25 protein-coding genes and 2 tRNA genes are annotated in these 26,600 nt (G+C 68.9%); 12 read left to right on the top strand and 15 right to left on the bottom strand.

Going from position 1 to position 26,600, the window contains the following annotated elements; genetic code table 11:
* Window positions 1–46: 46 nt before the first annotated feature.
* The gene (locus AB0I19_RS09985) at window positions 47–409 is read right to left on the bottom strand and encodes a hypothetical protein (RefSeq protein WP_067490527.1); all 363 of its coding nucleotides are present in this window, start codon (window positions 407–409) and stop codon (window positions 47–49) included.
* Window positions 410–596: 187 nt separating this feature from the next.
* Between AB0I19_RS09985 and AB0I19_RS09980 the strand changes: the two genes are divergently transcribed.
* Both AB0I19_RS09980 and AB0I19_RS09975 read left to right on the top strand, forming a co-directional pair.
* The gene (locus AB0I19_RS09980; protein ID WP_357146824.1) at window positions 597–3,401 is read left to right on the top strand and encodes a DEAD/DEAH box helicase; all 2,805 of its coding nucleotides are present in this window, start codon (window positions 597–599) and stop codon (window positions 3,399–3,401) included.
* The gene (locus tag AB0I19_RS09975; RefSeq protein WP_357146822.1) at window positions 3,401–4,150 is read left to right on the top strand and encodes an SWIM zinc finger family protein; all 750 of its coding nucleotides are present in this window, start codon (window positions 3,401–3,403) and stop codon (window positions 4,148–4,150) included. Before AB0I19_RS09980 ends, AB0I19_RS09975 begins: the two co-directional genes overlap by 1 nt.
* Window positions 4,151–4,195: 45 nt before the next feature.
* Here the strand turns inward: AB0I19_RS09975 and AB0I19_RS09970 are convergent, their stop codons facing one another.
* From AB0I19_RS09970 to icmF, 3 genes are all read right to left on the bottom strand, one after another.
* Window positions 4,196–4,603, bottom strand: a complete 408-nt coding sequence (locus tag AB0I19_RS09970) for a DUF3224 domain-containing protein (protein WP_357146819.1) — start codon at window positions 4,601–4,603, stop codon at window positions 4,196–4,198.
* A 35-nt stretch (window positions 4,604–4,638) separates the two neighbouring features.
* On the bottom strand, window positions 4,639–5,703 hold the full coding sequence (locus AB0I19_RS09965) for an amidohydrolase family protein (protein ID WP_357146817.1): 1,065 nt from the start codon (window positions 5,701–5,703) through the stop codon (window positions 4,639–4,641).
* Window positions 5,704–5,780: 77 nt separating this feature from the next.
* A complete protein-coding gene (gene icmF, locus AB0I19_RS09960) occupies window positions 5,781–9,011 on the bottom strand; it encodes a fused isobutyryl-CoA mutase/GTPase IcmF (protein WP_357146814.1) in 3,231 nt (1,076 codons plus the stop codon).
* A 100-nt stretch (window positions 9,012–9,111) separates the two neighbouring features.
* On the opposite strand from icmF, the gene AB0I19_RS09955 reads away from it, so the two are divergent.
* Entirely contained in the window at window positions 9,112–10,071 is a 960-nt protein-coding gene (locus tag AB0I19_RS09955) for a DUF2157 domain-containing protein (RefSeq protein ID WP_357146811.1), read from the top strand.
* Between the two features lies 1 nt (window position 10,072).
* Here AB0I19_RS09955 and AB0I19_RS09950 read toward each other — a convergent pair whose 3' ends face one another.
* Window positions 10,073–10,441 (bottom strand): MerR family transcriptional regulator, encoded by a 369-nt coding sequence (locus AB0I19_RS09950; protein ID WP_357146809.1) that lies wholly within the window; start codon window positions 10,439–10,441, stop codon window positions 10,073–10,075.
* Window positions 10,442–10,526: 85 nt separating this feature from the next.
* On the opposite strand from AB0I19_RS09950, the gene AB0I19_RS09945 reads away from it, so the two are divergent.
* Window positions 10,527–11,270: an SDR family oxidoreductase gene (locus AB0I19_RS09945; protein WP_357146806.1), complete on the top strand. Its 744-nt coding sequence runs from the start codon at window positions 10,527–10,529 to the stop codon at window positions 11,268–11,270.
* On the opposite strand, the gene AB0I19_RS09940 is transcribed toward AB0I19_RS09945, so the two are convergent.
* Together AB0I19_RS09940 and AB0I19_RS09935 are read right to left on the bottom strand one after the other, a co-directional pair.
* Window positions 11,267–11,620, bottom strand: coding sequence for a hypothetical protein (locus AB0I19_RS09940; protein ID WP_357146803.1), 354 nt, complete (start codon window positions 11,618–11,620; stop codon window positions 11,267–11,269). The two genes, AB0I19_RS09945 and AB0I19_RS09940, sit on opposite strands and share 4 nt — an antisense overlap.
* A complete protein-coding gene (locus tag AB0I19_RS09935) occupies window positions 11,509–12,063 on the bottom strand; it encodes an NAD(P)H-dependent oxidoreductase (RefSeq protein WP_357146800.1) in 555 nt (184 codons plus the stop codon). The genes AB0I19_RS09940 and AB0I19_RS09935 overlap by 112 nt, the downstream gene beginning before the upstream one ends.
* A 101-nt stretch (window positions 12,064–12,164) precedes the next feature.
* Between AB0I19_RS09935 and AB0I19_RS09930 the strand changes: the two genes are divergently transcribed.
* The gene (locus AB0I19_RS09930) at window positions 12,165–13,124 is read left to right on the top strand and encodes a helix-turn-helix domain-containing protein (RefSeq protein WP_357146797.1); all 960 of its coding nucleotides are present in this window, start codon (window positions 12,165–12,167) and stop codon (window positions 13,122–13,124) included.
* On the opposite strand, the gene AB0I19_RS09925 is transcribed toward AB0I19_RS09930, so the two are convergent.
* Window positions 13,125–13,670, bottom strand: coding sequence for a hypothetical protein (locus AB0I19_RS09925; protein ID WP_357146794.1), 546 nt, complete (start codon window positions 13,668–13,670; stop codon window positions 13,125–13,127).
* A 94-nt stretch (window positions 13,671–13,764) separates the two neighbouring features.
* On the opposite strand from AB0I19_RS09925, the gene AB0I19_RS09920 reads away from it, so the two are divergent.
* Together AB0I19_RS09920 and AB0I19_RS09915 are read left to right on the top strand one after the other, a co-directional pair.
* Window positions 13,765–14,835 carry an enoyl-CoA hydratase/isomerase family protein gene (locus tag AB0I19_RS09920; RefSeq protein WP_357146792.1) on the top strand — a complete coding sequence of 357 codons (1,071 nt, stop codon included), beginning with the start codon at window positions 13,765–13,767 and terminating at the stop codon, window positions 14,833–14,835.
* Between the two features lie 36 nt (window positions 14,836–14,871).
* Entirely contained in the window at window positions 14,872–15,666 is a 795-nt protein-coding gene (locus tag AB0I19_RS09915; protein ID WP_067490487.1) for an enoyl-CoA hydratase, read from the top strand.
* Here AB0I19_RS09915 and AB0I19_RS09910 read toward each other — a convergent pair whose 3' ends face one another.
* The 7 genes from AB0I19_RS09910 to AB0I19_RS09880 all read right to left on the bottom strand — a co-directional run bounded on the left by AB0I19_RS09910 (window position 15,667) and on the right by AB0I19_RS09880 (window position 19,972).
* Complete coding sequence (locus tag AB0I19_RS09910; protein WP_357146789.1) at window positions 15,667–16,704, bottom strand: hypothetical protein; 1,038 nt, start codon at window positions 16,702–16,704, stop codon at window positions 15,667–15,669. It lies immediately after the preceding gene.
* 68 nt (window positions 16,705–16,772) lie between these two features.
* On the bottom strand, window positions 16,773–17,312 hold the full coding sequence (locus AB0I19_RS09905; protein ID WP_357146787.1) for a MarR family transcriptional regulator: 540 nt from the start codon (window positions 17,310–17,312) through the stop codon (window positions 16,773–16,775).
* Window positions 17,313–17,352: 40 nt separating this feature from the next.
* Window positions 17,353–17,424 (bottom strand) — tRNA-Cys (locus AB0I19_RS09900).
* 65 nt (window positions 17,425–17,489) lie between these two features.
* On the bottom strand, window positions 17,490–18,095 hold the full coding sequence (locus AB0I19_RS09895; RefSeq protein ID WP_357146785.1) for a hypothetical protein: 606 nt from the start codon (window positions 18,093–18,095) through the stop codon (window positions 17,490–17,492).
* 122 nt (window positions 18,096–18,217) lie between these two features.
* Window positions 18,218–18,290 (bottom strand) — tRNA-Arg (locus tag AB0I19_RS09890).
* 114 nt (window positions 18,291–18,404) lie between these two features.
* Window positions 18,405–19,094 carry a DUF305 domain-containing protein gene (locus tag AB0I19_RS09885; RefSeq protein ID WP_357146782.1) on the bottom strand — a complete coding sequence of 230 codons (690 nt, stop codon included), beginning with the start codon at window positions 19,092–19,094 and terminating at the stop codon, window positions 18,405–18,407.
* Window positions 19,094–19,972 carry a DUF3105 domain-containing protein gene (locus AB0I19_RS09880; protein ID WP_357146780.1) on the bottom strand — a complete coding sequence of 293 codons (879 nt, stop codon included), beginning with the start codon at window positions 19,970–19,972 and terminating at the stop codon, window positions 19,094–19,096. Before AB0I19_RS09880 ends, AB0I19_RS09885 begins: the two co-directional genes overlap by 1 nt.
* An 89-nt stretch (window positions 19,973–20,061) precedes the next feature.
* Here AB0I19_RS09880 and argS point away from each other — a divergent pair, with 89 nt between their 5' ends.
* Genes argS through thrB form a run of 5 tightly spaced genes read left to right on the top strand, consistent with a single transcriptional unit; the run spans window position 20,062 to window position 26,547 of the window.
* A complete protein-coding gene (gene argS, locus AB0I19_RS09875) occupies window positions 20,062–21,723 on the top strand; it encodes an arginine--tRNA ligase (RefSeq protein ID WP_357146777.1) in 1,662 nt (553 codons plus the stop codon).
* 31 nt (window positions 21,724–21,754) lie between these two features.
* Window positions 21,755–23,176: a diaminopimelate decarboxylase gene (gene lysA / locus AB0I19_RS09870; RefSeq protein WP_357146774.1), complete on the top strand. Its 1,422-nt coding sequence runs from the start codon at window positions 21,755–21,757 to the stop codon at window positions 23,174–23,176.
* On the top strand, window positions 23,173–24,507 hold the full coding sequence (locus AB0I19_RS09865; RefSeq protein WP_067641542.1) for a homoserine dehydrogenase: 1,335 nt from the start codon (window positions 23,173–23,175) through the stop codon (window positions 24,505–24,507). The genes lysA and AB0I19_RS09865 overlap by 4 nt, the downstream gene beginning before the upstream one ends.
* Window positions 24,504–25,598: a threonine synthase gene (thrC, locus tag AB0I19_RS09860; RefSeq protein ID WP_357146771.1), complete on the top strand. Its 1,095-nt coding sequence runs from the start codon at window positions 24,504–24,506 to the stop codon at window positions 25,596–25,598. The genes AB0I19_RS09865 and thrC overlap by 4 nt, the downstream gene beginning before the upstream one ends.
* Window positions 25,599–25,623: 25 nt before the next feature.
* Window positions 25,624–26,547 (top strand): homoserine kinase, encoded by a 924-nt coding sequence (gene thrB / locus AB0I19_RS09855; protein WP_357147708.1) that lies wholly within the window; start codon window positions 25,624–25,626, stop codon window positions 26,545–26,547.
* Window positions 26,548–26,600 lie beyond the last annotated feature (53 nt).

Raw genomic sequence — 26,600 nt, 5'->3', positions numbered from 1 at the left:
AGGTTGTAGCCGACCCCACCGACAACTTCGCCGACTTACCCGTGCGCTACAACCAGGCGCGCGCCAGGATGTCGTCGGCCGCGAGTTCGGCGGCATGTGGCGGGAACCGGGTGGCCGCGATCGAGGAGATGTGGGTGCCGTCGTGGCCGATCAACCACGAACCACCCCGGTCCTCGCACTCGGCGATCTTGGCGAACACGGTGAGCAGGAAGGTGATGGAATCGCGCGGGTCGGCCGTGTGGGCCAACCGCTGGGATTCACCGGGCCGGGACAGATCGATCCATACGCCGGACTGACCGTCCAGGCGCATGCCGACGATCTTCCCGGCATCGACGAACGTGAACTTGCGCCGCTCCCACGGGGTAGTGGGGGTGTAGCTCTGCTCGAGAACCTGGAGCAGAATCGTCATCGCTGCCCTCCGCACGCATTCAGGGGGTTCATCGGCCGAGCCGGTTCGTGGCCGGTTCGCCTGGGTGAGTATGCAGTTGTCGCCGGTGATCTTCCGGCCGTGACCAGGGAATATCCAAGTATGTTCCGTGGGAGCCCAGAAATCCAGAGCGATGGCGAAGCACGCGGTGTCGGTGGCTCCTGCTTGGATGGCAACCATGCTGCACGGTCTGTGGTCCCCCGGTTCGGGCCTGCTGCTGTGGCACGACGGGCAACCCGTTGCGGTGGGTTCGGTGCTCGGTGACATTCTCGAGCGCGCGCGGTTCCGGCACCGCGCCGAGGTGCTCGTCGTCGACGCGGCGGGCGCACCGGGTCGAGCGGAGGTCCGCGCGCACGCGCTCGCGCCGCCGACGGCCGCCGTCGTGCTGCGCAGCAGGCTGCCCCGCGAGCACATCTCCGGCGACCTGCGATTCCTCGCGCACGTCGCCCGTGGCATCGAGCGCTGGGTGCGGGCCGGTCGGGTGGTGCCGCAGGTGGATCGCGCCGACGGGCAGTGGTGGGTGCGGTGGCGGCTGGTCGGCGGGCAACGGCAGCGGGCGTGGCTCGCCGAGCTGGCCACGGCCATGCCCGCCGCGCTGCGGGTGGCCGGGTCGCCCGCCGGAGTGCTCGAGGACCTGGTCACCGAACTCACCGACCCGATCGCCCGCGAATACCTGAGTCACCGTTCGATGACGCACCCGCTGCTCGCGGCGCTGATGAGCGACACCCCGCTCGACGAGGGCTCCTACCGGCTGGCCGAAACACTGTCGCAGTGGCGCGAGGGCTACGCCGCCGACGAACCCGAGCTGGTCCTTCGCCTGTGCGAACCCGACGGCGAATTCGGCACCGACGACGACTCGGTGGCGCTGTGGCGGCTGCAGGTGTGCCTGCGTCCGGTCGACGACGCACCGAAACCTGTTGTCCTCGACGACGATCCGGTCCTGGTTCGAACCGCCGCCGAGAAGCTGGGCCAGGCTCGCAAGGCCTACCCGCGTCTGCGTGATCTGCCGACCGACCCGCGCGGCCTCGACCTCCTGCTGCCGACCCAGGTGGTCGCCGACCTGGTCGCCCACGGCGCGCACGCGCTGCAGGAGGCGGGGATTCGCCTGTTGTTGCCGCGCGCCTGGAACATCGCCGAACCGAGCATGCGCCTGCGGGTGAGCAGCCCGGCTGCCGCCGAATCCACCGTCGGTCTGAGCGGATTGCTCTCCTACCGTTGGGAATTGGCGCTCGGGGACATGGTGCTCACCCCGGCCGAGATGGAACGGCTGGTGCGCAGCAAATCCGATCTCGTCCAGCTGCGCGGCGAATGGGTGCAGGCCGACCATCGCGCGCTGGCGGCCGCCGCCCGGTACGTGGCGCTGCACGCCGACGACACCCCGATCACCCTGGCCGACATGATCGGCGAACTCGCGGCCGAACGGGTCGACAATGTGCCGGTCACCGAGGTCACCGCCGACGGCTGGGCGGCCGAACTGTTCACCGGACACGGCAACCCCGAGCCGGTTCCGGTGCCGATCGGCCTGAAAGCCCAGCTCCGCCCCTACCAGGAGCGCGGCCTGAGCTGGCTGGCCACCATGAGCCGGCTCGATTGCGGCGCGATCCTGGCCGACGACATGGGTCTCGGCAAGACCGTGCAGGTACTCGCGCTCCTGGTGCACGAACGCGAGGCCGTCGGTCCGGTAGGGCCGACGCTGCTGGTGTGCCCCATGTCGGTGGTCGGCAACTGGCAGCGCGAGACCGAACGTTTCGCACCGGACCTGCGTGTCCTCGTGCACCACGGCACCGATCGGCGCAAAGGCGCGGATTTCGCCGCCGCGGTCGCGGACGCGGATCTGGTCGTCACCACCTATGCCCTGCTCGCGCGCGATGCCACGTTGCTGAGCGAACAGCACTGGGAGCGGGTGGTTCTCGACGAGGCCCAGCACATCAAGAACGCGACCACCAGGCAGTCACGGGCCGCTCGCGCCTTGCGGGCCCGGCATCGGCTGGCGCTCACCGGAACTCCGGTGGAGAACCGGCTGGAAGAACTGCGTGCCCTGTTCGATTTCGCCATGCCCAAGCTGCTCGGCAGCCCGCAGTCCTTCCGCGCCCGCTTCGCGGTCCCCATCGAACGCGAACGCGACCAGCAGGCCATCGACCGGTTGCGGCTCATCACCGAACCGTTCGTGCTGCGCAGGCTCAAAACCGATCCGGCGGTCATCAGCGATCTGCCCGAGAAGCTCGAGATGACGGTGCGCGCCAATCTCACCGTCGAGCAGGCCGCGCTGTATCAGGCCGTGGTCGACGACATGCTGGAGAAGCTCAAAGATGCCAAGGGCATGGCGCGCAAGGGTGCGGTGCTCGGCGCGCTGACCAGGCTCAAGCAGGTCTGTAACCATCCCGCGCATTTCCTCGGCGACGCCTCGCCCATCATGCGCCGCGGCGGGCATCGCTCGGGCAAGCTCGCCCTGGTGGAGGACATCCTCGACGCCGTCCTCGCCGACGGCGAGAAGGCCCTGCTGTTCACCCAGTTCCGTGAGTTCGGCGACCTGATCCTGCCGTTCCTCACCGAACGGTTCGGGACACCCATCCCGTTCCTGCACGGTGGAGTGGCCAAGCAGCGTCGCGACGACATGGTCACCGGATTCCAAGCCGAGGGCGGCCCGCCGTTGATGCTGCTCTCGCTCAAAGCGGGCGGGACAGGGCTGAACCTGACCGCCGCCAATCACGTGATCCACCTGGACCGCTGGTGGAACCCGGCCGTGGAGAACCAGGCCACCGACCGCGCGTTCCGCATCGGCCAGCAGCGCGCGGTGCAGGTGCGCAAACTCGTCTGCGTCGACACCATCGAGGAGCGCATCGACGAAATGATCAGCGGCAAAAAGGCGTTGGCCGACCTGGCCGTCGGGGCGGGGGAGAACTGGATCACCGAACTCGGCACCGACGAGTTGCGTGAACTGTTCACCCTCGGGGCCGAGGCGGTGGGTGACTGATGGCCGATTTCAGTCAGTTCGGTCCGCGCAAACCGGTGCGTGGCGGTGCGCAGGCGCGCGGCGGTTTCGGTCGCACCTGGTGGGGAAAGTCGCTGCTCGAGGCGGTGGAGAGGGTGGCCGACGCGGGCAGGCTCTCGCGCGGGCGCACCTACGCGCGGGTCGGGCAGGTGGTGAACTATCGCGTGGAGCGCGGTGCGGTCACCGCCGAGGTGCAGGGCAGCCAGCCGAGCCCGTTCACCTCCGTGTTGTCGGTGCGACCGCTGCGCGAGGAGGAGATCGAGCTGTTGCTGGCCGAGATCCGCGAAGCGCCCGGGATGCTCGCCGAAATCGCTTCGGGCGCACTACCACCCGCGCTCGGACCGCACCTGCTGCCGACCACCGCCGCCGAACTGGACTTCTCCTGCACCTGCCCGGACATGGGCTGGCCGTGTAAGCATGTGGCCGCCGTCTGCTACCTGCTCGCCGAACGCCTCGACGAGCAGCCGGGCGAAATCCTCACCTTGCGCGGACTGGACCTCGACACCCTCATCGGAGGCGTCGAAAGATCAACCCGCACCACCGATTCCGACGATCCGTACGGTGACCACCTCACCCTCCCCGACCTGCCACGCATCGAATTCCACCCCGTCATCGAGGACCTCGACGCCATGGCCTTGCGCCGGGCCCTTCGCATGTCGGCCGAAGACGAGCAGACCGCCGCCACCGGCCTGCGCGAACTACGTTCCCTCTACGCCGAATTCGACAGCTGAGTTCAGCGGGTGCTACGGCGAGAGACGCGACCGGAACCACCGTCCTCAGGGCAGGTCGTACTCGAACCAGATGTGGTGGCCGCCGGTGGGGTCGACGTAGAGGGCGCCGGTGCCGGTGATGCCGGTGAGTTCGCCGGTGCCGCTACCGGGGACGATGTGGAAGAACTCGTCGGTCCGATCGGTGCCGCCGGTGGTGGCGGAATGGACGAAGTTGAACGCGCCGGACCTGCCAGCCAGGGTGCCCTCGAAGGACTCCATGGCGATGTAGGTGCCCGCACCCGTCGACATGTCGAATGCCGAGGTGAACAGCGTGGCCGAGGTGCCCGTGATATCGCCCGCGTAGACCTTGGTCATGTGGGCGATGCCGACCGGCAGGCCGGTGCTGATCGGCGGTTGCGGCCGCAGATCGGTCGGGTCGAAGGCGGTGAGTTCGAACGTGCCGGTCGTCTTCATTCCGTGATGCTAAACCGGGGCACTGACAAAACCCGTCATCCCAGGTCGATGCGGTAAACGCGAACCGCGTTACCGCCGAATATCTTCCGCAGGTCCTCGGTCGACGCACCGGCCTTGGTGAGTGCGGTCGCGACGGCGTCGACGGCCACGGGGAGGCTGGTGATCGGCTTGTCGACGGGGAAGTTCGAGCCCCAGATGAGCCGGTCGGGGCCGAACACCGACAGGGCGTGGGCGAGCATCGGACCCAACCGGTCGACGAGCACCGACACCTGGGTCGACAATCCGCGCGGCGGGACCGGGTGGCCGAGGACCGGCATCATCAGGCCGCTCACCTTGGCGACCACATTGGGCTGGGCGGCCAGATCGGTGATGTCGTCGCGCCAGCGGTCGAAGATGTCGCGACGCTCGCCCGCCGTCCTGCCGGTGTGTTTGCCGACCGGCCCGAAGACCCCTGCGGGGGTGGCGAGGTGGTCGAGGACGATCGTCACCTCGGGAAAGCGTTCGGCCAGCGCCGTCACCTCCGGCAGCTGACCCGAGTACAGCCAGGCGTCGAAACTGAGCCCGCGCTCGGCGAGCTGACCGAAACCGTCGAGGAAGGCGGGCGCGGTGAGCAGGCCGTCGTGCGCGGCGAACGACTTCACGCCCGCATCGGGATGGTGGGCCACGTTGGCCCGGATCCCGCGCAGCAGCGGCGAGGCCGACTGATGCGCGTCGAGCGTGGGGCCCAGATCAGCGGCGGCGGGATCGGCCGCACCGACGATCGCGGTGAGCGCGGGCGTATCGACCCCGAACGGCAGGCTGGCCACCCAGCGCGTCTCGTCGGGCGCCGAACCGGTCCACTCGGCCTCCACGTGCACGAGCCCGCGCACGCCGACCCCACCCTGGTCGGTGCGATAGTCGGCGGGCAGATACGGGCCGAGGTAGGCCGTGGGATCGCCGACGAACTGGAGGTCGCGGCGCGGGGTCAGTTTCGCGGCCAGGTCGACCGGCAGCGGCACATACCGCAGCAGCTTGGCGTGCTTGCTGAACAGCCGAGGTGTCGTATGCGGATCCCACTGGTGGATATGCGCATCGATGATGTCGAGCCCGGTCAGATCCATGTACGTCCCATCGCCGCGCCGGCATTGCTCCGGGAATTGTCACACGTCGGGTGCGGCGATGGTCGCATTCGGTCGCCTCAGACGGTCCGCCGATACTGTCCGCCGACGGCGAAGAAGGTATCGGTGACCTGCTGCAAAGTGCATACCCGTGCCGCATCCATCAGTACCTCGAAAATATTGCCGTCGGTGTGGGCGACCTCGGCCAGGCGGGTGAGCGCGCGATGTGATTCCTCGGCGTGCTCGGCGCGGAACTGTTGCACCCGCTCGAGCTGGGAGCGTTTCTCGTCCTCGGTGGCGCGGGCCAATTCCACCGTCGGCGCCGCGGCCTCGTTTTCGGGGCCGCGGAAGGTGTTCACCCCGATGATCGGCAGCGTTCCGTCGTGTTTGCGCTGCTCGTAGCGCATCGACTCGTCCTGGATGCGGCCGCGCTGGTAACCGGTCTCCATGGCGCCCAGCACGCCGCCGCGTTCACTGATCCGCTCGAATTCCAGCAGCACCGCCTCTTCGACCAGGTCGGTGAGCTCGTCGATGATGAAACTGCCCTGCAGCGGATTCTCGTTCACCGCCAGCCCCCATTCCTTGGCGATGATGAGCTGAATCGCCAGCGCCCGGCGCACCGATTCCTCGGTGGGTGTGGTGACGGCTTCGTCGAAAGCGTTGGTGTGCAGGCTGTTGCAATTGTCGTAGACCGCGATCAGCGCCTGCAGGGTGGTGCGGATGTCGTTGAACTGCATTTCCTGGGCGTGCAGCGAACGACCGGAGGTCTGGATGTGGTACTTCAGTTTCTGGGCGCGTTCCCCTGCGCCGTACCGGTCGCGCATGGCGACGGCCCAGATGCGCCGTGCCACCCGTCCGATGACCGAATACTCCGGGTCCATCCCGTTGGAGAAGAAGAACGACAGGTTCGGGGCGAATTCGTCGATCGCCAGTCCGCGCGCCAAATACGTTTCCACGTAGGTGAATCCGTTGGCCAGGGTGAAGGCGAGCTGGCTGATCGGATTGGCCCCGGCCTCGGCGATGTGATAGCCGGAGATGGAGACCGAATAGAAATTGCGCACATTGTTGCGGACGAACCACTCCTGCACATCGGCCATCATCCGCAGGCTGAACTCGGTGGAGAACAGGCAGGTGTTCTGGCCCTGGTCCTCCTTGAGGATGTCGGCCTGCACGGTGCCGCGCACGGTGGACAGCGTGCGCGCCCTGATCTCGGCGGCCTCCTGCTCCGTCGGCTCCCGGCCTTCGGATTCGGTGAAGCGTCGCACCGCCTGGTCGATCGCCGCGTTGAGGAAGAAGGCGAGGATCGTCGGGGCCGGGCCGTTGATGGTCATCGACACCGACGTCGTCGGTTCACACAGGTCGAAACCGTCGAACAGGGTGCGCATGTCGTCGATCGTCGCCACCGAGACACCCGAGGTGCCGACCTTGCCGTAGATATCGGGCCGTTGCGCCGGTTCGTGGCCGTAGAGGGTCACCGAGTCGAAGGCCGTCGAGAGGCGAGTGGCCTCGGTGTGGGCGCTGAGTGCTTTGAATCGCCGGTTCGTGCGCGCCGGATCGCCCTCGCCCGCGAACATGCGGGTGGGGTCCTCGTTGTCGCGCTTGAACGGGAAAACGCCCGCGGTGAAGGGGAATCGGCCCGGCAAGTTCTCCTCGCGCAGGAACCGCAACAGTTCTCCCGCGTCGGTGTAGCGGGGCAGCGCTACCCGGGGAACGCTTGTGCCGGAAAGCGATTCGCGTCGCAACGGGGTGCGGATCTCACGGTCGCGCACCCGCACCACCTGCTCCTCGCCCCGATAGCTCTCGGCCAGCGCGGGCCATTCGTCCAGCAGGGCCGCCGAGGCGGGCGACAGATCACCGGTGGCCGCCGCCAGCAGGTCGCCGACGGCAGTGTCGTCGGGCAGTTCCTCGTGTACCGCACGCAATCGTTGAACACGTTGCGCCGCAGTCACTTCCCGTGCCGTGTCCCGATGGTAGGCGCGCACGGTCTCGGCTATCTCGGCCAGGTAGCGCACCCGCGACGGCGGGATGAGTTGGGCGAACCTGGTCGACACCTTCGTCTCGACCCGGGGCAGCGCGCCCGGCTCCACAGTGAGGCCGTGCTCGGTCAGCCGGGTGAGCAGATGCTGGTAGAGCGCGGTGACACCGTCGTCGTCGAAGGTCGCGGCACTGGTGCCGAACACCGGCATATCGGCGGGGTCGGAACCGAATTCCGCACGGTTGCGGATCAATTGGCGCGCCACATCGCGCACCGCGTCGGCCGCGCCGCGGCGCTCGTACTTGTTCACCGCGACCACATCGGCGTAGTCGAGCATGTCGATCTTCTCGAGCTGGGAGGCGGCGCCGAACTCCGGCGTCATCACGTACAGCGCCACATCCACGTGGTCGACGATGCCCGCGTCACCCTGGCCGATGCCCGGCGTCTCGAGGATCACCAGGTCGAAGCCCGCTGCCCGGCACGCGGCGATCATGGTGTCGATGTCGTCGGGCAGTTCGTGATTGCCGCGCGTGGCCAGCGAACGGAAGTACACGTGTTCGCCGTCGAGGGCGTTCATGCGGATGCGGTCACCGAGCAGGGCGCCACCGGCGCGGCGCCGGGTCGGGTCGACGGCGAGCACCGCGACACGCAGCTTGTCCTGCTGGTCGGTGCGCAACCGGCGCACCAATTCGTCGGTGAGCGAGGACTTTCCGGAGCCACCGGTGCCGGTGATGCCGAGGACCGGCACTTCGCGCGCGTCCGCCGCGGCGAGGATCGCGGCGCGATCGGTGTCGGGCAGTGCGCCCTGCTGGAGACAAGTGATGGTGCGGGCCAAGGCGATTCGATCGCCGGTGTAGAGCGCGTTCAGATCGGGGGCGATGGCGGCTCGGTCCACATCGCACAGCCGGATGAGCTCGTTGATCATGCCGGGCAGTCCGAGGCGCTGGCCGTCCTCGGGGGAGAAGATGCGCACGCCGCTGCGGGCGAGGCGTTCGATCTCCTCGGGGACGATCACACCGCCACCGCCACCGAAGATGCGCACGTCGCCCGCCCCGGCCTCGCGCAGCGCCTCGGCCAGGTACTCGAAGAACTCGATGTGCCCGCCCTGATACGAGCTCACCGCGACACCCTGCACGTCCTCTTCGACCACCGCGTCTACGATCTCGCGCACCGACCGGTTGTGTCCGAGATGGATCACTTCCGCGCCTTGGGCCTGCAGGATGCGCCGCATGATGTTGATCGCCGCGTCGTGCCCGTCGAACAGGGCGGCCGAAGTCACGAACCGCACCGGATGGACAGGAACGTGCAATGAGGTGCTCATGACTTCCTCCGCCATTTTGTAGAACGCCCGATACTAGGACATCAAACTAATCCTACTGTGAACGGCGTCACGGCGAAAGGGGCCGGTTCGCGTACTCGGCCGACATACTCGACGGATGGGTCGCGAACATGGGGTGGGCGTGGCGTTGGAGCGGCTGGTCGCGGGTGGGGTCATCAGCGGTGACCAGCGTGACGCGGTGCTGCGAGCTGTCGAGGAGCAGGAGCGCGCGGGTCGCGCGCCGACCGGGCGGGTGCTCGCCGAGATCGTCGCCTACCTCGGTGCGGGGCTCGTCGCGGCGGGTCTCGGTCTGTTCCTCGACCGTGCGTGGGCCGATGTCGCCGACACCGGACGAGTGGTGTTGCTCGCCGTCGTCACCGGGTGTTCGCTCGGTGGCGCCGTGGTGCTTGCGGGTGGAAGGCCCGGCCTGTTCCGCCGTGTGCCCATCGCCACGGCCGTCCGAACCAGGCTCGCGTCGGCGTTGCTGGTGCTGGCGGCCATGGCGACCAGCGGCACGGTGGCGATCGCGTTCGGCGAGCGCGGTGGCGATGCCGAGATCGCGGCCCTGTGCGCGGGGCTGCTGGTGGCGACGCTCGGCTACCTGATGGTGCCGAGCCTGCTCGGGATGATCGCGATCGCCGGTTTCGGCGTGGCCACGATCGTCGAGCTCACCGACGGGACGCACCGCTGGCTGTGGCAGGGCATCGCGCTCATGGTCTTCGGGGCCGTCTGGTTCGGGCTCGCGTGGGCGCGGCTGCTCGTCCTCGACTGGGCCGGATTCCTGCTCGGTGGACTGATCGCGACAACAGGCGCGCAATCGGTGACCCTCGGCGAATCGCTTTGGCGCCCCATGCTCACCGGCTTCGTCGGCGTGATCTTTCTCGGGGCCTACCTGCTCCGGCGCGAACCGGTCCTCGTCCTCGGCGGTTCCGCGTGCATCGCGATCGGCGTCGGTCAGGTGGTCGCCGACAACACGTCAGGCGGCCCCGCCGTCGCCAGCGTCGTCCTGGCCGTCGGCGCGATCGTCCTCACCGGTGGCCTGATCGCCACCGTCGTCGGGCCGAGATGTCCCGGCTGATTCACCCCGCAAGCTGTTCGTGCGGCGCCTCTGCCAGGATCGATGCCAGGATCTCGGTCGCCGCCTCGCGTTCGGCGATGTCGCGCCGCATCCGGTCCAGTTCGGTGCGCAGGTCGTCGGCCATCTCCGGGCAGGTCGGCGCGAGATAGCTGCCTGCTTCGGTCATGCAGGGCAGCACCTCGACGATCACCCTGGTGGGCAACCCCGCGGACAGCAGAATGCGGATGCGCCGCACCGCCTCGACGGCGGATTCGTCGAATTCCCGGTAACCGCTGGGCTGTCGACGTGGGCGCAGCAAACCCTGTTCCTCGTAGTAGCGCAACGCGCGGGTGCTGAGTCCCGTTCTGTGTGCCAGCTCGCCGATCCGCATGTGATGCCCGCCTCACTGCCTTGACCTTCACGTCAACGTAAAACTTTACCGTCGTGGCATGACCGAAACAGCAGCTCCGAAAACATTGGCGGGCAAGACGGCCGTCGTCACCGGTGGCACCCATGGCATGGGCCTGGCTATCGTCGAGGCGCTCGTCGCGCGGGGCGCCGACGTCGTGCTCACCGGCCGCAGCGAGACCGGTATCGAGAAGGCGAGGGCGACAGTGAATTCCGCCACAGCCCATATCGTTCGATCCGATGCGACAGATCCCGACGACATCGATGAACTCGGCCGGATCGTCGAGGAACGCCTCGGCGGCATCGATTACCTCTTCGTCAACCACGGCATCGCGGAATTCAAAACCCTCCCGGAAGCAACTGTGGCGCACTGGGATCGCGTCTTCGACGTGAATGCCAAGGGCGCGTTCTTCACCACCCAACGGTTGGCGCCCCTGATTCGCGACCACGGTGCCATTGTGTACACGACGGTGTCCAACGACCGGATCTTCCCCGGGCTCAGCGCGTATTCGGCGGCGAAAGAAGCGGTGCGTGCGTTCTCGAAAGTTCTTGCCGCCGAGCTGCTTCCGCGTAGCATCCGGGTCAATGCGGTGGCTCCGGGCTTCATCCTCACGCCGAGCATGGGTGTCACCGAGCTGACCGAGGAGCAGCGCGCCGAGTTCATCCGCGACGGCGAGGCGACGACGCCGATGGCGCGTCCGGGCACGGTCGAGGAGGTGGCTGCCGCGGCGCTGTACCTGGCGGTGGACGCTACCTTCACCACGGGCACCGAACTCGTCGTCGATGGCGGCTTCGCCCAGGGGCTGGGCTAGGAAGCCGGTGCGGCCCAGCGGGATTCGCTGTCGAGACAGTGGATCCCGAGGCCGGACCCGCCCGGGTGCTCGGCCGGGCGCAGGTTCCAGTCGCCGTCGTAGTCGCCGCTGTCCTGGTGGCGGTAGGGGATGGGTGGTGTCGTCGGCAGGGCGAGCAGCCGGGTGCGCAGGTCGGCGGTGATGGCGGCGAAGTGTTCGTGGCTCACCCGGTTGGTGCCGGGGACGATCACCGGCTCGATCACCTCCATGCCGGTGTAGAAGAAGGTGCCGTGGAGCAGGGGGAAGAGGACCTCCGTGAGATCGCCGTGGATGCCGCGCGGTCCCAGCCCGGCATGGGCGCCGACCGACACCACCGCCGTGGCGCGCTTGCCTGCCAGGCCCCGTCACCGTAGCGGCGGGTGCGACCGGACTCGGGATCACGCACCCCGTACGCGTAACCCTGCACCAGCACGCGGTCGAGCCAGCCCTTCATGATCGCGGGCATCCCGTACCACCACAGCGGGAAATGCAGCACCACGGTGTCGGCCCAGGCCAGCTTGTCGTGCTCGGCGCGGATGTCGGCGGCCAGCCGCCCGGTACGCAGGGCCGCTTCGGATTCCTCGGCCACGTCCAGCCGCTCGACGCCGTCATACGCGAAGTCCCCGGCCGTCACCACGGGGTTCCAGTTCATGGCGTAGAGATCGGATTCGATCACCTCGTGCCCGGCCTCGCGCAGTGCGGCGATCCCGGCGGTGCGCAGCTGGGCGGTCAGCGATCGCGGTTCCGGATGGGCAAACACCCACAGCACTCGCATCGGTCGCAGTCCTTTCGGTAGCTCGTTCGTCCTTCTCAGGCTGCCGAGTCCGGCACACGCGCACCAGTGGCCGGAAAGCCGATATGTGAAAGGATCGGGCCATGGCTGTCCATCGGGTCGCGGTCCTGGCTCGCACCGGGGTGATGCCGATGGAGCTCGGCATCGTGCACCAGATCTTCGGCTCGGCCCGCTCCGCCGACGGCGAGCGCCTCTACGAGGTGCTGACCTGTGCGATCGAGCCGGGCCTCGTGCGCACGGACGCCGATTTCGCCGTCGCCGTCGAGCACGGCAGCGCGACGCTCGCCACCGCCGACACCATCGTCGTCCCGGCCTCGCACGAGCTCGACGAGATCAGCGCGCACGACCAGGTCACCGAGGAGCTGCGCCTGGCCCGTGCGGCGGGGCGCCGGATCGCGTCGATCTGCACGGGCGCCTTCGTACTAGCCCGCGCAGGCCTGCTCGACGGGCGCCGCGCGACGACCCACTGGCTGTCCGCCGACCGGCTCCGCGCGGCCTTCCCGGCAGTGCGTGTCGACGCCGCCGTGTTGTTCACCGAGGACGACGGCATCTTCACCGCGGCGGGCGAAGCGGCCGGCATCGACCTGTGCCTGCATCTGATCCGCACCGACCACGGTGCGGCCGTCGCCGGTGACGTCGCCAGGCGTACGGTCGTGCCGCCCTATCGCGAAGGCGGCCAGGCGCAGTTCATCGACCTACCGCTGCCGGCCGAGGACGAGTCGACGACCAGCCGCGCCCGGGCATGGGCACTGAACCACTTGGATCGGCCGCTCACCCTGCGCGTCCTCGCCGAGCGCGCCGCCATGAGTCCGCGGACTTTCACCCGCAGATTCCGGCGCGAGACCGGGATGTCGCCGGGAGCCTGGCTCGCCGGACAGCGGCTGATCAGGGCGAGGCAGTTGCTCGAGCAGACGACGCTCACTGTCGACCAGGTCGCCGAGCGGGCCGGGTTCGGCACCGGCGCCTCCCTGCGTCAGCACTTCGCGCGAGCACTGGGCACCAGCCCCTCGGCGTACCGGGCCACCTTCCACGGCGGCGGGTAGTCAGCGGATGAGCGTTGTCTGCTGGGCGCGGATGGTGCGGAAGAAGCGGGGGCCCACGTCGGGGCCGTAGTGGTTGTAGGCGTCGATGATCTCGGCCAGTTCGTCGGCGAGGGCGCGCAGGTCGCGGGTGGCGACGATGCGGTCGAACTCGTCGGATTCCCAGCCCCACTGCGGCGGGATGTCGTCGATCGTGACGACGATCTGGTCGGCGAAGGGTGTGCTCACCGCGACCGTGAGTTCGGCCGGCGCCGCGGCCAGTGGGCTGTGCACGATCACCTCACCGGGCGCACCGGGGGCGAAGGTGCGCGCGAAGGAGATGTCCTCGCGCACCGACTCCACGATGGCGGCCGTTGTCGCGTGCCTGCCCGGCCGGTGGTGCCGCTCACCGTAGACCCGGTCGGAAGGACGAGAAGCGTTGCCGCCACCGGTTTTTCGCAACAGCCGGTCGAGCATGCGCTGGGCGGTCGCGCGTTCGCCCGCACCGGTGTTCGCATGGTCGATCAGCGCGCGCAGCCGGGATATCCGTGCGAAGTTGTCGGTGCCCATGCGCCGATTCTGCCCCACGCACCGCCGTGGAATGGGTCACAACTCGCACCTCGCGGCTGCGGGTACTCGGACATCCGACTTTATGGTGACGGACATGGGTGAAGCCGAAGTGTTGTTCGAGGTCCGCGACCGGCTCGGTCTGATCACGCTGAACCGGCCGAGGGCCATCAACGCGCTCAACCACGCGATGAGCCTGGCCGTCACCGACGCCCTGCGTGCCTGGGCGACCGACCCGGCCGTCGACACCGTCGCCATCGTCGGTGCGGGCGAACGTGGCCTGTGCGCGGGCGGCGATATCGTCGCCATCCATCGCGACGCCAAGGTGATCAACGACGGCGGCCCCGGCGCGCCCGCCCCGCTCGACACCGGGGCGGCCGCGTTCTGGCGCGACGAATACCTGCTCAACGAGCTGATCGACAGCTACCCCAAGCCGTATGTGGCGATCATGGACGGCATCGTGATGGGCGGCGGCGTCGGCGTCTCGGCGCACGGCAGCCACCGCATCGTCACCGAACGCTCGCAGATCGGCATGCCGGAAGCGGGCATCGGTTTCGTGCCCGATGTCGGCGGCACCTACCTGCTCTCGCACACGCCCGGCGAGCTGGGCACCCACGTCGCCCTCACCACCGCGCGGATGGGCGCGGGTGACGCGATCGTCGCCGGTTTCGCCGACACCTTCGTGCCCTCGGCCGACCTGCCCGCGCTCCTGGACGCCCTGCGCACCACTCCCGCCGACGAGGCCATCGCCCGATTCGCCACGCCCGCACCGGAATCCGAACTGGCCGCCCACGCCGACTGGATCGATCGCTGCTACCGCGCCGACACGGTCGAGGAGATCATCGCGGCCCTGCGCGCGGCCGACCTCCCCGAGGCGACCAAGGCCGCCGAGGACATCCTCGCCAAGTCGCCGGTGGCGGTGAAGGCGACGCTGCGCGCCCTCCGCAACGCCCGCTCGCTCAGCCTGGCCGCGGCTCTCAATGTCGAATTCCGGATCACCGTGGCCGCGCTGAGCACCCACGACCTGGCCGAGGGCATCCGCGCCCAGGTGATCGACAAGGACCGCACGCCACGCTGGTCGCCCGCGACCCTCGCCGAGGTCACCGACGCCCACGTCGACGCCTACTTCGCCCCGCTCGGCGACCGCGAACTCGGTTTGCCCGTGTAGTCCGGTGGCGGCGCCGCTCGGTATCGTCTGCAGACCATGAGCGAGTTCGAGACGATTCTGTTGGAACGCAAGGGCGGCAGCGACGGCAAAGGCGGGGTCGGCTGGATCACGCTGAACCGTCCCAAGGCCCTCAACGCCCTCAACGCGCAGGTGCTCGCGGACATCACCGCCGCGCTCGACGAGCTCGAGCGCGACGATTCGATCGGCGCCGTCGTCCTCACCGGTTCGGAGAAGGCGTTCGCCGCCGGTGCCGACATCAAGGAGATGGCGACCAAGTCCTACATGGACATGTTCCTGGCCGACACCTTCGCCGGCTGGGACCGCCTGGCGAACTTCCGCAAGCCGACCATCGCCGCCGTCGCCGGTTACGCGCTCGGCGGTGGCTGTGAGGTGGCGATGATGTGCGACATCCTGATCGCGGCCGACACCGCCAAGTTCGGTCAGCCCGAGATCAAGCTCGGTGTCATCCCCGGCATGGGCGGTTCGCAGCGGCTCACCCGCGCGGTCGGCAAGGCCAAGGCGATGGACCTCATCCTCACCGGCCGCAACATGGGCGTCGAGGAGGCCGAGCGGGCCGGTGTCGTATCGCGCATCGTGCCCGCCGACCAGCTGCTCGATACCGCGCTCGAGGCGGCCCAGACCATCGCGAGCATGTCGCTGCCCGCGGCCATGCTCGCCAAGGCCGCGGTCAACCGGTCCTTCGAGACCAGCCTGGCCGAAGGCCTGCTGTTCGAGCGCCGGGCGTTCCACTCGCTGTTCGCGACCGACGATCAGAAGGAAGGCATGGCCGCCTTCACCGAGAAGCGGGCGCCGAACTTCACCAACAGCTAGTTATTTCGCGGGGAGCGAACCGTCGATGAACTGGGCGGGCGTTGGCGGGTTCTTCTCGTCCGCCCGGTCGTCGGTGCCGAGCAGCCCGGCGACCGCGCCGCCCAGGGTCGCGGTCACCGCGACGGCGGCGAGGAATTTGCGCCGACCGGGGCCGGACGGTGCGACCGGGTCGGCCGTCGCGCCCGCCCGCAACCGTGGCATGCGCAGGCGCGAGGGTTTCCGTGCGGCGAGCAGCACCGCGCCGCGTGCCGAAACATATTCCGGCTCAGGGTCGTACACGATCGGCAGGTCGACCAGCTGACCCACGGCGTGCCGCAGCGCCGGGTTGCGCACGCATCCACCCAGCAGGACGAGCGCACCGGGCCGTACGCCGGTGTCCTCGATCATCTTCCGCACGAACGATGCCGAATGATGCAGTCCCGCTTCGCACAAGGCGGCCAGATCGCTGCGGGTCACCACGGCGCGTTCGCCGGTGTCGGCGTCGGCGGCGGTGACAACCCTTGCGCGGCTGAGCATTTCGCGGTGAGTGCGGGTGGTGCGGCGGTCGGCCGCGACGCCGCCTCTGGCCAGTTGCCAGCGCAGCAGCGCGTCGTAGCCGTCGCCGCTGAGGACGGTGCTGCGCTGACTGGCGAGGATGGTGTCGGTGCGGCAGTCGGCGTGGGTGACGGTGAGGCCGGAACTGCCGAGGTCGTAGAGCATCACCGAATCGGTGTCGGGCAGCAGGCCGGTGAAACGCAGGTAGCGCAGCTGGGCGAGCGGTTCGTCGACGATGGTCACCGAGGGGCCCGCCGCCGCGCGGATGGCGTCGCCGTGCAGGTCGCTGCGGCAGGTGACGACGGTGGCGGTGACGCACTCGTCGCGGGCGATGGCCGCCACCCGCATCCGGCGGATCGCCGCGAGTACCGATTCCTCCACCGAGGCGCCCGCGCGGCGCGGGATGCGCACCCGATCGAGCGGCGGTAGATGCGGTTGGTCGGTGTGGTTGAGCACGGCACGGGCACCACCCGCGCCTGCCGACACCCCGAGGACCAGCACCATGCGCTACATGGTGGACCTTTTCGCGCTACCTGCCAAGCGAGTCGGCCCGCGATTCGCGGCTCTGTCCCTCAGGTCGCGTGGAATGCGAGGTTTGCCGTGTCGTCGAAATCCCCGGCGGCATGGCGGAACCGGGCGAGCAGCTCGAGCAGTTGTTTGCTCTCGCCCGGCGCCAGGCCAGGCTCGGCGAAAACCTGCGCGTTCAACGCCTCGGTCGCCTCGGCGACGGATTTCCTTCCGGCGGAGGTGATTTCGATAAGCGTGGCGCGGCGGTCGCTCGGATGTGGCACGCGCTCGACAAGTCCGGCCGCTTCCAGCCGGTCGACCGTATTGGTGACGCTGGTCGGGTGCACCTGCAGGCGCGCGCTGGCTTTGGCCATCGGGAGTGCGCCCGCGCGGCTGAAACTGAGCAGTTGCAGCAGTTCGTAGCGGGAGAAGGTGAGTCCCGAGGGTTTGAGGGCCTCGTCGACGCGGGCCATCACGATCTGCTGGGCCCGGACCAGGGAGGTGACGAGGGCCATGCCGTCGGCGACCGATCCCCAGCCGTGCTCGATCCACTGCCGGTGTGCCTCGGCGATCGGGTCTCGGGGTAGCGGTCCGGTTCGTGACATGTTTTCGATCATGTCACGAACCGGGCCGCGTTCCGTATAGAGCGAGCGGCGGGAATCGAACCCACGTGAACGGCTTTGCAGACCGTCGCCTAAACCTCTCAGCCACGCCCGCCTCGCCAATGATGATGCCGGTGCGCGGCGGGTGTGCCCAGGGTTGCGATCACGGTGATCGCAATGTCAGTGCTTGTTGGCCGGGGCCGAGCAGATCTTCCAGGTGCCGTCTTCTTTGGTGAGGTGTTCCTCGGTGCTGTCCTCGGTGTCGGGCTCCTCGCCTTCGACCGAGAGGGTCAGCTGACCGACAACGGTGGCTTCCGCGTCGTCGCCGGTGATGACGATGTCGCGCACGTCGTCGATGCGCACCGACACCGTCGCGGTGTCGAACTGTCTGCGCTGCTCCGGGGTGAGGTTCTCGATCTCGGCCCGATCGGCGGCGCACGCCAGTTCGGACGCGGCGATGAACCCGTCGGAATCGAGCGTGTCGTAGAAATCGCGAATCGCCACCTCGATCTTCTTGTCGTCCGAGGCCAGCGGCGTGCGTCCCTGCACGGTGAGCACCACCCCCGCCGCCAGAACCCCCAGCACGACCAGTGCCAGCACCCCCAGCCCGATGAACAACCCCGTGCGCTTCTTCTTCGGTGGCGGTCCCGCCTGTGCCCCGAATCCGCCGGGCGGCGGACCACCCGCCCCTGGATACCCCGCCTGCGGCTGCCCGGCTTGCGGTTGCCCCTGCTGAGGTTGCCCCGGCTGGGGCTGTTGTCCGAACCCGTCTGATGGATCAGTCATGCCCGCTCCTGCTGTCACCGGGGACAGGCCCCGAAACCTGTGGAACCGTGCGTACAACCAGATGAACAACTGCGACGAACGAACAAGGCCCCGACCGAACGGACGGGGCCTTGAACGCGATGTGCCCTCGGCAGGATTCGAACCTGCGGCCTTCTGCTCCGGAGGCAGACGCTCTATCCCCTGAGCTACGAGGGCGGGATAGATGCCGGTCGCCGGTGGGGCGATCGGGCAGCGACAGCGTATCGCATCGGGTGCGGTGCGCCAAAAACGGTGCCGGACCGGGGGGTTGATCTCGGTCCGGCACCGGGGTCAGCCGAGGGGGAGGGGGGTGGCGCCTCGGGTGGTGAGCATGGTGGTCATCAGGGTCGATTCGCCGGATTGGGTTTTCGACATGGTGGCCGCGAGGGAGCGGACCGCGGTGGTCGAGGCCTGTTCGGCGGCATAGTCGAGCATGGGGACGCCGCCCTGGTGGTGGCGCAACATCAGCTGCAGGAACAGGGTGTCCAGGGCGGGGCCGGTGGCTTGGCGCAGCGCGGTCATCTCCTCCTGCGAGGCCATGCCGGGCATCGCCGCTACGGGACCGCTGTGGGCGGCGGTGGTGGCCGCGCCGTGCCCGTGGCCACCGTTGCCCTCGCTCATCCAGCCCATGAATCCCTCGACGCTCTGGCTCGGGGCGTCCCACAGCTGCAACCAGCCCTGCATGCGGCCGATCTGGTTCGACTGGGTGGTCATGATGTCGTAGGCCAGGCGGCGCACGTCGTTGTCGGTGGAACCGATCAACGCGATGCCCGCCATGTCGACGGCCTGGGCGTGGTGCACCGACATGTCCTGGTTGAAACCGATGTCGACCGGTCCGGGCGCGGCCGACTCGGCCTTCTCCAGCGGCATCCGCAGCAGCACACCCGCTACGGCACCGAGCAGGAGCAGGCCGATCGCACCGAGGACCAGCACCGCACCGGCAGGGCGCCTGCCGGTGGGTTCGTCGGTGGTCTCACTCATCACTGACCGGCCGGTGCGCCCGGCATCGGGATGCCCGGCAGACCGGGGACACCCGAACCGAGTCCGCCGAGTTCGCTCGCGTCCTGGTTGGCGCCGGTGCCGTCCATCGGGATGGCGTCGGGGCCGTACGGCGAGGCGTCGAACGGCGGCGGGTTGTTGGCGTCGAAGATCGGGTTCGAGCAGCTGGCGCCGACCTCGGGGTGCGCGTACGGGTTGGTGCGCAGCGCGGAGATGAACTGCTTGATGCGCGCGTCCTCGGCCGAGTCCAGCTTCAGCTGGTGGCCCCACGACTGCAGCGCGATGGGGGTGTCGAGGGCCGGGTACGGCGACATCATCGTGTACGGCCGGTCCTTGACGAAGTTCGACAGCTTCTCCACCCCGGCCGCGTCGACCTTGTCGGGGTTGTAGGTGATCCACACCGCACCGTGCTCGAGCGAGTGGACCGCGTTCTCCATGCGGATCGGCTTGGCGTACACCGTGCCGGTGCAGTTGGCCCAGGCCACATCGTGCGGGCCACCGTAGGCGGGCGACTTGTCGTAGGCCACCCGCTGGGTCTCGCTGACGTGCAGCGCCGCCGGGTACTCCTGCTTCACGACGCCCTCGATCTTGGCCGCCGGGTCCTGGTTCTGCTCGCTGGGCGCCCATTCGGACAGGTCGGTCTGCGCTTCGCGGATCGCGGCCTGGTCCATGTACTTGGGCACGATGCTGTAGGCCAGCAGGCCGATCAGCGCGACGATGACCACGCCGCCGCCGAGCAGGCCCCAGGGCACTTCACGCTTCTTGTGCGGGAGTTTGCCCTTGCCCGGCTTGCGGGACGGAGACGACTTCCCCGCGGCCCGGACGGCCTTGGCTGATGTTGCGCTTGTCCTGCTCGGCATCGCTCGGTTAGCTCTTTCGACGTATGGATCGGTGCGTTCGTGGCGGGCGGTCGTGGTTGCGAGCCGCCCAGCCAATAGGATAGAGACTCGTGACTCCAGCTGACCTTGCAGATCTCCTTCGCACCACCGCGGCGAAGGTGCTTGTCGAACGTGGACTGGACTCGTCGGTCCTGCCCGAGCAGGTCACAGTGGAGCGTCCGCGCAACCCCGAACACGGCGACTATGCCACGAATGTGGCGATGCAGGTGGCCAAGCGGGTGGGAACGAATCCGCGTGAGCTGGCCGGCTGGCTGGCCGAGGCGCTGTCGGCCACCGAAGGTATCGAGGTCGCCGAAGTGGCGGGCCCCGGCTTCCTGAACATCCGTTTGGCCGCGTCGGCGCAGGGCGCGATCGTCACCCAGATCCTGACCGCGGCGGACAAGTACGGCACCGGGTCGGCGCTGACCGGCACCAAGATCAACCTGGAATTCGTCTCCGCCAACCCGACCGGTCCCGTCCACCTCGGTGGCACCCGCTGGGCCGCGGTCGGTGACGCGCTCGGCCGCATCCTGGCCGCCGAGGGCGCCGACGTGACCCGCGAGTACTACTTCAACGACAACGGCGCCCAGATCGACCGGTTCGCGAAGTCGCTGGTCGCCGCCGCGCTCGGCGAGCCGACCCCCGAGGACGGCTACGCGGGCGAGTACATCCAGGAGATCGCCGCGAGCATCGTCGCCGCGCATCCCGATGCGCTCACCCTGCCCGCCGACCAGCGTCACGAGCTGTTCCGGCGCGAGGGCGTGCAGCAGATGTTCGCCCAGATCAAGCAGGACCTGCACGATTTCGGCACCGACTTCGACGTGTACTTCAACGAGAGCGAACTGTTCGCCTCGGGCGCCGTCGAGCGTGCGGTCGAGCAGCTCAAGAACTCGGGCAACCTGTACGAGAAGGACGGCGCGTGGTGGATCGCCTCCACCGAGTTCGGTGACGACAAGGACCGGGTGGTCCTCAAGAGCGACGGCACCGCCGCCTACATCGCCGGCGACATCGCCTACTTCCAGAACAAGCGCTCGCGCGGCTTCGACCTGGCCATCTACATGCTCGGCGCCGACCACCACGGCTACATCGGCCGGTTGAAGGCCGCCGCGGCCGCCTTCGGCGACGACCCCGACACCGTCGAGGTACTGATCGGGCAGATGGTGAACCTGGTCCGCGACGGCCAGGCCGTGAAGATGAGCAAGCGCGCGGGCACCGTGGTGACGCTCAACGACCTGGTCGAGCAGATCGGTGTCGACGCGGCCCGCTACTCGCTGGTGCGGTCCTCGGTGAACTCGAGCATCGACATCGACCTGGACCTGTGGACCAAGGCCAGCAGCGAGAACCCGGTGTACTACGTGCAGTACGCGCACTCGCGCACCAACAGCATCATCGGCAATGCCGCCAAGTACCCCGAATTCGCCACTGTGACACCGGATTTCGCGCTGATGACGTCCGGCCGCGAAGGTGACCTGATCCGGACCCTCGGTGATTTCCCGCGCGTGGTCGCCACCGCCGCCGAGACCCGCGAACCGCACCGGATCGCCCGCTACCTCGAAGAACTGGCCGGGGTCTACCACCCGTTCCAGTCCGACGACGACATGCGCGTGCTGCCCAAGGGTGACGACGACGTCAGTCCGCTCAACGCCGCTCGCCTCGAACTGGTGAAGGCAACCCGTCAGGTGCTGGCCAACGGCCTGGCCCTGCTCGGCGTGAGCGCACCGGAGCGCATGTGAGCTCCGCAGACTTTTTCAGGAAGGACGCTCGATGAGTGCACACCCCGCCGGGCCTCGGCACGCCGAGATCCCGCACGCCCCGACGCTCGGCGAGCGGCCGACCGATCCGCGCGAGATGATCGACCTGCCCGAACACGTGTGGCCGCGCAACGCCTCGCGCGGTGACGACGGCGTGGTCCGGTTGGCGGGCATCCCCGTCACCGAGCTGGCCGCGCAGTACGGCACCCCGCTGTTCGTGATCGACGAGGACGACTTCCGTTCGCGCTGCCGCGACATGGTCGCCGCGTTCGGCACCGCCGCTCGCGTGCACTACGCGTCGAAGGCGTTCCTGTGCGGCGAGATCGCCCGCTGGATCCGCGACGAGGGCCTTTCCCTCGATGTGTGCTCCGGTGGAGAGCTGGCCATCGCGCTCAACGCGGGCTTCCCCGCGGAGCGAATCGCGTTGCACGGCAACAACAAGTCCGTCCCCGAGCTGGAGGCTGCCGTCGCGGCGGGCGTCGGCCACGTGGTCGTGGACTCGCTCTACGAGATCGAACGCCTGGAAGCCGTCGCCGGTGCGGCGGGCGTGGTGCAGGACGTGCTGGTCCGCGTGACCGTCGGCGTCGAAGCGCACACCCACGAGTACATCTCCACCGCCCACGAGGACCAGAAGTTCGGTTTCTCCATCGCGGGCGGCGACGCGATGGAAGCCCTGGCGCGCGTCTTCGAGGCCGACAACCTGCGCCTGGTCGGCCTGCACAGCCACATCGGTTCGCAGATCTTCGAGCTCGACGGCTTCGAGATCGCGGCCCGCCGCATGCTCGGCCTGCTGCGCGAGGCGATCGACAAGTTCGGTGTGGAACGCACCGCCCAGATCTCCACCCTCGACCTGGGTGGTGGCCTCGGCATCGCCTACCTGCCCAGCGACAACCCGCCCGAGCTCGACGAGTTCGCCGCCAAGCTGCGCGACCTGGTCGCCGCGGAGGCCGCCCGCGCGGGGCTGCCCGAGCCGATCATCGCGGTCGAGCCGGGCCGCGCGATCGCCGGACCGGGCACCGTCACCCTCTACGAGGTGGGCACCATCAAGGACGTCGAGCTCGACGGTGGCGCGCGTCGCCGGTACGTGAGCGTCGACGGCGGGATGAGCGACAATATCCGCCCCGCGCTCTACCAGGCCGATTACGATTGCCGTCTGGTCTCGCGGAGCTCCGACGCGCACGCCGTGGTCGCGCGCGTGGTCGGAAAGCATTGCGAGAGCGGCGATATCGTCATCCGCGACACGTGGATGCCCGCCGACGCCGGACCGGGCGACCTGGTCGCGGTCGCGGCAACGGGGGCGTACTGCTATTCGATGTCGAGTCGCTACAACCTGCTCACCCGGCCCGCCGTGGTCGCGGTGCGCGAGGGGGAGTCGCGACTGATTCTGCGCCGGGAAACGGTGGCGGACCTGCTCAGCCTGGAGGTAGAAGGATGAACGGCACCAACGACGCGGGGCGCCCGCTCGGCGTAGCCGTGCTCGGCATGGGCACCGTCGGCACCGAGGTGGTGCGCGTGCTGCGCGACCACGCCGACGACCTGCGCTCGCGAGTCGGCGCGCCGCTGGTGCTGCGCGGTGTCGCCGTGCGCGACCTGTCCAAGGACCGCGGGCTGCCCGCCGAGCTGCTCACCACCGACGCCGAGGCGCTGCTTGCCCGCGACGATGTGGACCTGGTGGTCGAGGTCATGGGCGGTATCGACCCGGCCCGCAAGCTCATCGGCGACGCCCTCGCCGCGGGCAAGTCCGTTGTCACCGCCAACAAGGCGCTGCTGGCCGACTACACCGGCGAGCTGGCCGCCGCCGCCGAGAGCAGCCGCGCCGACCTGTACTTCGAGGCCGCGGTCGCCGGCGCGATCCCGGTGGTGCGTCCGCTGATCCAGTCGCTCTCGGGTGACCGGGTGAACAAGGTCGTCGGCATCGTGAACGGCACGACCAACTTCATCCTCTCCGCGATGGACGAGACCGGCGCCGCCTACGACGACGTCCTCGCCGAGGCCACCGACCTGGGTTACGCCGAGGCCGACCCCACCGCCGACGTGGAGGGCTACGACGCCGCCGCCAAGGCCGCGATCCTGGCTTCGCTGGCGTTCCACACCCGCGTCACCGCCGCCGACGTGTACCGCGAGGGCATCTCCAAGATCACCGCCGAAGACCTCGAGACCGCCTCGGCAGTCGGCTGCACGGTGAAGCTGCTCGCCATCTGCGAGCGCGTCCCCGGTGAGCCGAGCGCGGCCGAAGGCGGCAAGGACCGCGTCTCCGTGCGCGTGTACCCGGCGCTCATCCCGCGCAAGCACCCCCTCGCCTCGGTCAACGGCGCGTTCAACGCCGTGGTCGTGGAGGCCGACAACGCCGGTCGCCTGATGTTCTACGGGCAGGGCGCGGGCGGCGCGCCGACCGCCTCGGCGGTGCTGGGCGACCTGGTGATGGCGGCCCGCAACAAGTTCTACGGTGGTCGCGCACCGGGCGAATCGGTTTATGCTGAGCTGCCGATCGCGCCGATCGGTGACACCCCCACCCGCTACCACGTGAACCTGCAGGTGGAGGACCGTCCCGGCGTGCTCGCCGCAGTCGCCGACACCTTCGCCCAGCACGGGGTGAGCATCTCCACCGTGCGTCAGCAGGGTCACGGCGACGGCGCCCGGCTCGTGGTCGTCACCCACCATGCGGTGGAGTCGTCGCTGGCCGATACTGTCGCGGTACTGGCGGAAATGGATTCCGTCACCGCTGTGACCAGCGTTCTCAGACTGGAAGGCACCGAAGAATCATGAGCTCCACTGGCATCGCCCCCCAGACCGGCGTGCATTCGCGCTGGCCCGGTCTGATCGCTGCCTACCGCGACCGCCTCGCCGGTGCCGCCGATTTGGAGCCGGTGACCCTGTTCGAGGGCGGTACTCCGCTGGTCCCCGCCACGCACCTGTCCGAACTCACCGGGTGCGAGGTGTACCTGAAGGTCGAGGGCGCCAACCCCACGGGTTCGTTCAAGGACCGCGGCATGACCATGGCCATGACCGACGCCAAGTACCGCGGTCAGAAGGCCGTGCTGTGCGCGTCGACCGGCAACACCTCGGCCTCGGCCGCCGCCTACGCCACCCGCGCGGGCATGGAATGCGCCGTGCTGATCCCGCAGGGCAAGATCGCGATGGGCAAGCTGGCCCAGGCCGTGATGCTCGGCGCCAAGATCATCCAGGTCGAGGGCAACTTCGACGACTGCCTCGAGCTGGCTCGCAAGGTGACCGCCGAATTCCCGCAGGTCGGACTGGTCAACTCGGTGAACCCGGCCCGCATCGAGGGGCAGAAGACCGCCTCCTTCGAAATCTGCGATGTGCTCGGCAAGGCGCCCGACGTGCACGTGCTGCCCGTCGGCAACGCGGGCAACATCACCGCCTACTGGCGCGGATACCGCGAATACCACGCCGACGGCATCACCTCGGTGCTGCCGCGCATGCTCGGCGTGCAGGCCGCCGGTGCCGCGCCGCTGGTCAACGGTGCTCCGGTGAAGGATCCCGAGACCGTCGCCACCGCGATCCGCATCGGCGCACCGGCCTCGTGGAACGGTGCGATGGAGGCCAAGGAGCAGTCCGGTGGCGCCTTCCGCGCCGCCACCGACGAGGAGATCCTCGCCGCCTACCGTCTCGTCGCCGCGACCGAGGGCGTGTTCGTCGAGCCCGCGTCGGCCGCGAGCGTGGCCGGTCTGCTCGCCGCGCGCAAGGAGGGCTGGCTGGATTCGGGCCTGACCGTCGTGTGCACCGTCACCGGCAACGGCCTCAAGGACCCCGACAACGCGCTGGCCGGAATGCCCGAGGTCAAGCCGATCGCGGTGGACCCGGTCGCTATCGCCCGCGAACTCGAGCTGGCCTGAGTTGACCGCACGTGAGCCGACGCTGATGACAGCGACCTTGCCCGCCGGTCTCGAAGTGACCGTGCGCGTTCCGGCCTCCACCGCCAACCTCGGACCCGGATTCGATTGTCTCGGAATGGCATTGGGCATCTACGACGAAATCGTCGTGCGCACCACCGAATCCGGTCTCGCGATCCGGGTCGAGGGTGAGGGCGCCGACGACGTGCCGTGGGGACCGACCCATCTGGTCGTCCGCGCCATCGAGCGCGGCCTCGAATCGCTCGGCGTCTGGGCCGACGGCCTCGATGTCGTGTGCCGCAACGTGATTCCGCATTCACGCGGACTCGGTTCCAGCGCGTCGGCCGTGGTCGGTGGCCTGGCCGCCGGTGCCGGGCTGGCCGCCAAGTTCGACCAGGCACTTCGCCTCGACGGTGACCGGCTGGTTCAGCTGGCCTCGGAGTTCGAGGGTCACCCCGACAACGCCGCCGCCAGCGTGCTCGGCGGTGTCGTCGTCTCGTGGACCGAGACCGACGCCGAGGCCCGCGCCTACCGGGCTGTACGCCTGGATCCCGCGCGGGCGCTGCGTCCGGTGGTGCTGATTCCGCAGGAGCGTTCGTCCACGGCGCACACGCGCGGGCTGCTGCCCGAGCAGGTGCCCCACGGCGACGCGGCGTTCAACGTGAGCCGCGCGGCCCTGGCCGTCGTCGCGCTGACCGAGCGTCCCGACCTGCTGATGCCGGCCACCGCCGACCGGTTGCACCAGACCCAGCGTGCCCCCGCGCTACCGCTCACCACCGCCTGGATCGAGCGGCTACGTGACGCCGGAATCGCCGCGACGGTCTCGGGTGCGGGCCCGACCATCCTCGCGCTTACGACCATGGAATTCCCCGCTGACCTGCGCGAACTGGCCGAGAAAGACGGTTTGCGCGTGGTCGAGCCAGGTATCGCCGACGGGGTGTCGATCGACTGACGGCGTGCCTGCCTTGCCGTTGTTCGTGATAGGCGGCTATTCTGGGGTGGTCC

Source organism: Nocardia sp. NPDC050413, from assembly GCF_040655475.1.
Classification (GTDB): domain Bacteria; phylum Actinomycetota; class Actinomycetes; order Mycobacteriales; family Mycobacteriaceae; genus Nocardia; species Nocardia coubleae.
The sequence above is the reverse complement of the archived record's forward strand: the minus strand, read 5'-3'. Positions and strand labels throughout refer to the sequence as shown.

Coding starts and splice junctions, on each gene's coding strand:
- AB0I19_RS09895 (WP_357146785.1), bottom strand. CDS start 18,095: ATGACTGATCCATCAGACGGGTTCGGACAACAGCCCCAGCCGGGGCAA.
- AB0I19_RS09910 (WP_357146789.1), bottom strand. CDS start 16,704: ATGGTGCTGGTCCTCGGGGTGTCGGCAGGCGCGGGTGGTGCCCGTGCC.
- lysA (WP_357146774.1), top strand. CDS start 21,755: ATGAGTGCACACCCCGCCGGGCCTCGGCACGCCGAGATCCCGCACGCC.
- AB0I19_RS09970 (WP_357146819.1), bottom strand. CDS start 4,603: ATGAAGACGACCGGCACGTTCGAACTCACCGCCTTCGACCCGACCGAT.
- AB0I19_RS09905 (WP_357146787.1), bottom strand. CDS start 17,312: ATGTCACGAACCGGACCGCTACCCCGAGACCCGATCGCCGAGGCACAC.
- AB0I19_RS09885 (WP_357146782.1), bottom strand. CDS start 19,094: ATGAGTGAGACCACCGACGAACCCACCGGCAGGCGCCCTGCCGGTGCG.
- AB0I19_RS09930 (WP_357146797.1), top strand. CDS start 12,165: ATGGCTGTCCATCGGGTCGCGGTCCTGGCTCGCACCGGGGTGATGCCG.
- AB0I19_RS09915 (WP_067490487.1), top strand. CDS start 14,872: ATGAGCGAGTTCGAGACGATTCTGTTGGAACGCAAGGGCGGCAGCGAC.
- AB0I19_RS09880 (WP_357146780.1), bottom strand. CDS start 19,972: ATGCCGAGCAGGACAAGCGCAACATCAGCCAAGGCCGTCCGGGCCGCG.
- AB0I19_RS09935 (WP_357146800.1), bottom strand. CDS start 12,063: ATGCGAGTGCTGTGGGTGTTTGCCCATCCGGAACCGCGATCGCTGACC.
- AB0I19_RS09975 (WP_357146822.1), top strand. CDS start 3,401: ATGGCCGATTTCAGTCAGTTCGGTCCGCGCAAACCGGTGCGTGGCGGT.
- thrB (WP_357147708.1), top strand. CDS start 25,624: ATGACAGCGACCTTGCCCGCCGGTCTCGAAGTGACCGTGCGCGTTCCG.
- AB0I19_RS09950 (WP_357146809.1), bottom strand. CDS start 10,441: ATGCGGATCGGCGAGCTGGCACACAGAACGGGACTCAGCACCCGCGCG.
- AB0I19_RS09985 (WP_067490527.1), bottom strand. CDS start 409: ATGACGATTCTGCTCCAGGTTCTCGAGCAGAGCTACACCCCCACTACC.
- AB0I19_RS09865 (WP_067641542.1), top strand. CDS start 23,173: ATGAACGGCACCAACGACGCGGGGCGCCCGCTCGGCGTAGCCGTGCTC.
- AB0I19_RS09925 (WP_357146794.1), bottom strand. CDS start 13,670: ATGGGCACCGACAACTTCGCACGGATATCCCGGCTGCGCGCGCTGATC.
- AB0I19_RS09965 (WP_357146817.1), bottom strand. CDS start 5,703: ATGGATCTGACCGGGCTCGACATCATCGATGCGCATATCCACCAGTGG.
- AB0I19_RS09955 (WP_357146811.1), top strand. CDS start 9,112: ATGGGTCGCGAACATGGGGTGGGCGTGGCGTTGGAGCGGCTGGTCGCG.
- AB0I19_RS09920 (WP_357146792.1), top strand. CDS start 13,765: ATGGGTGAAGCCGAAGTGTTGTTCGAGGTCCGCGACCGGCTCGGTCTG.
- AB0I19_RS09980 (WP_357146824.1), top strand. CDS start 597: ATGGCAACCATGCTGCACGGTCTGTGGTCCCCCGGTTCGGGCCTGCTG.
- thrC (WP_357146771.1), top strand. CDS start 24,504: ATGAGCTCCACTGGCATCGCCCCCCAGACCGGCGTGCATTCGCGCTGG.
- icmF (WP_357146814.1), bottom strand. CDS start 9,011: ATGGCGGAGGAAGTCATGAGCACCTCATTGCACGTTCCTGTCCATCCG.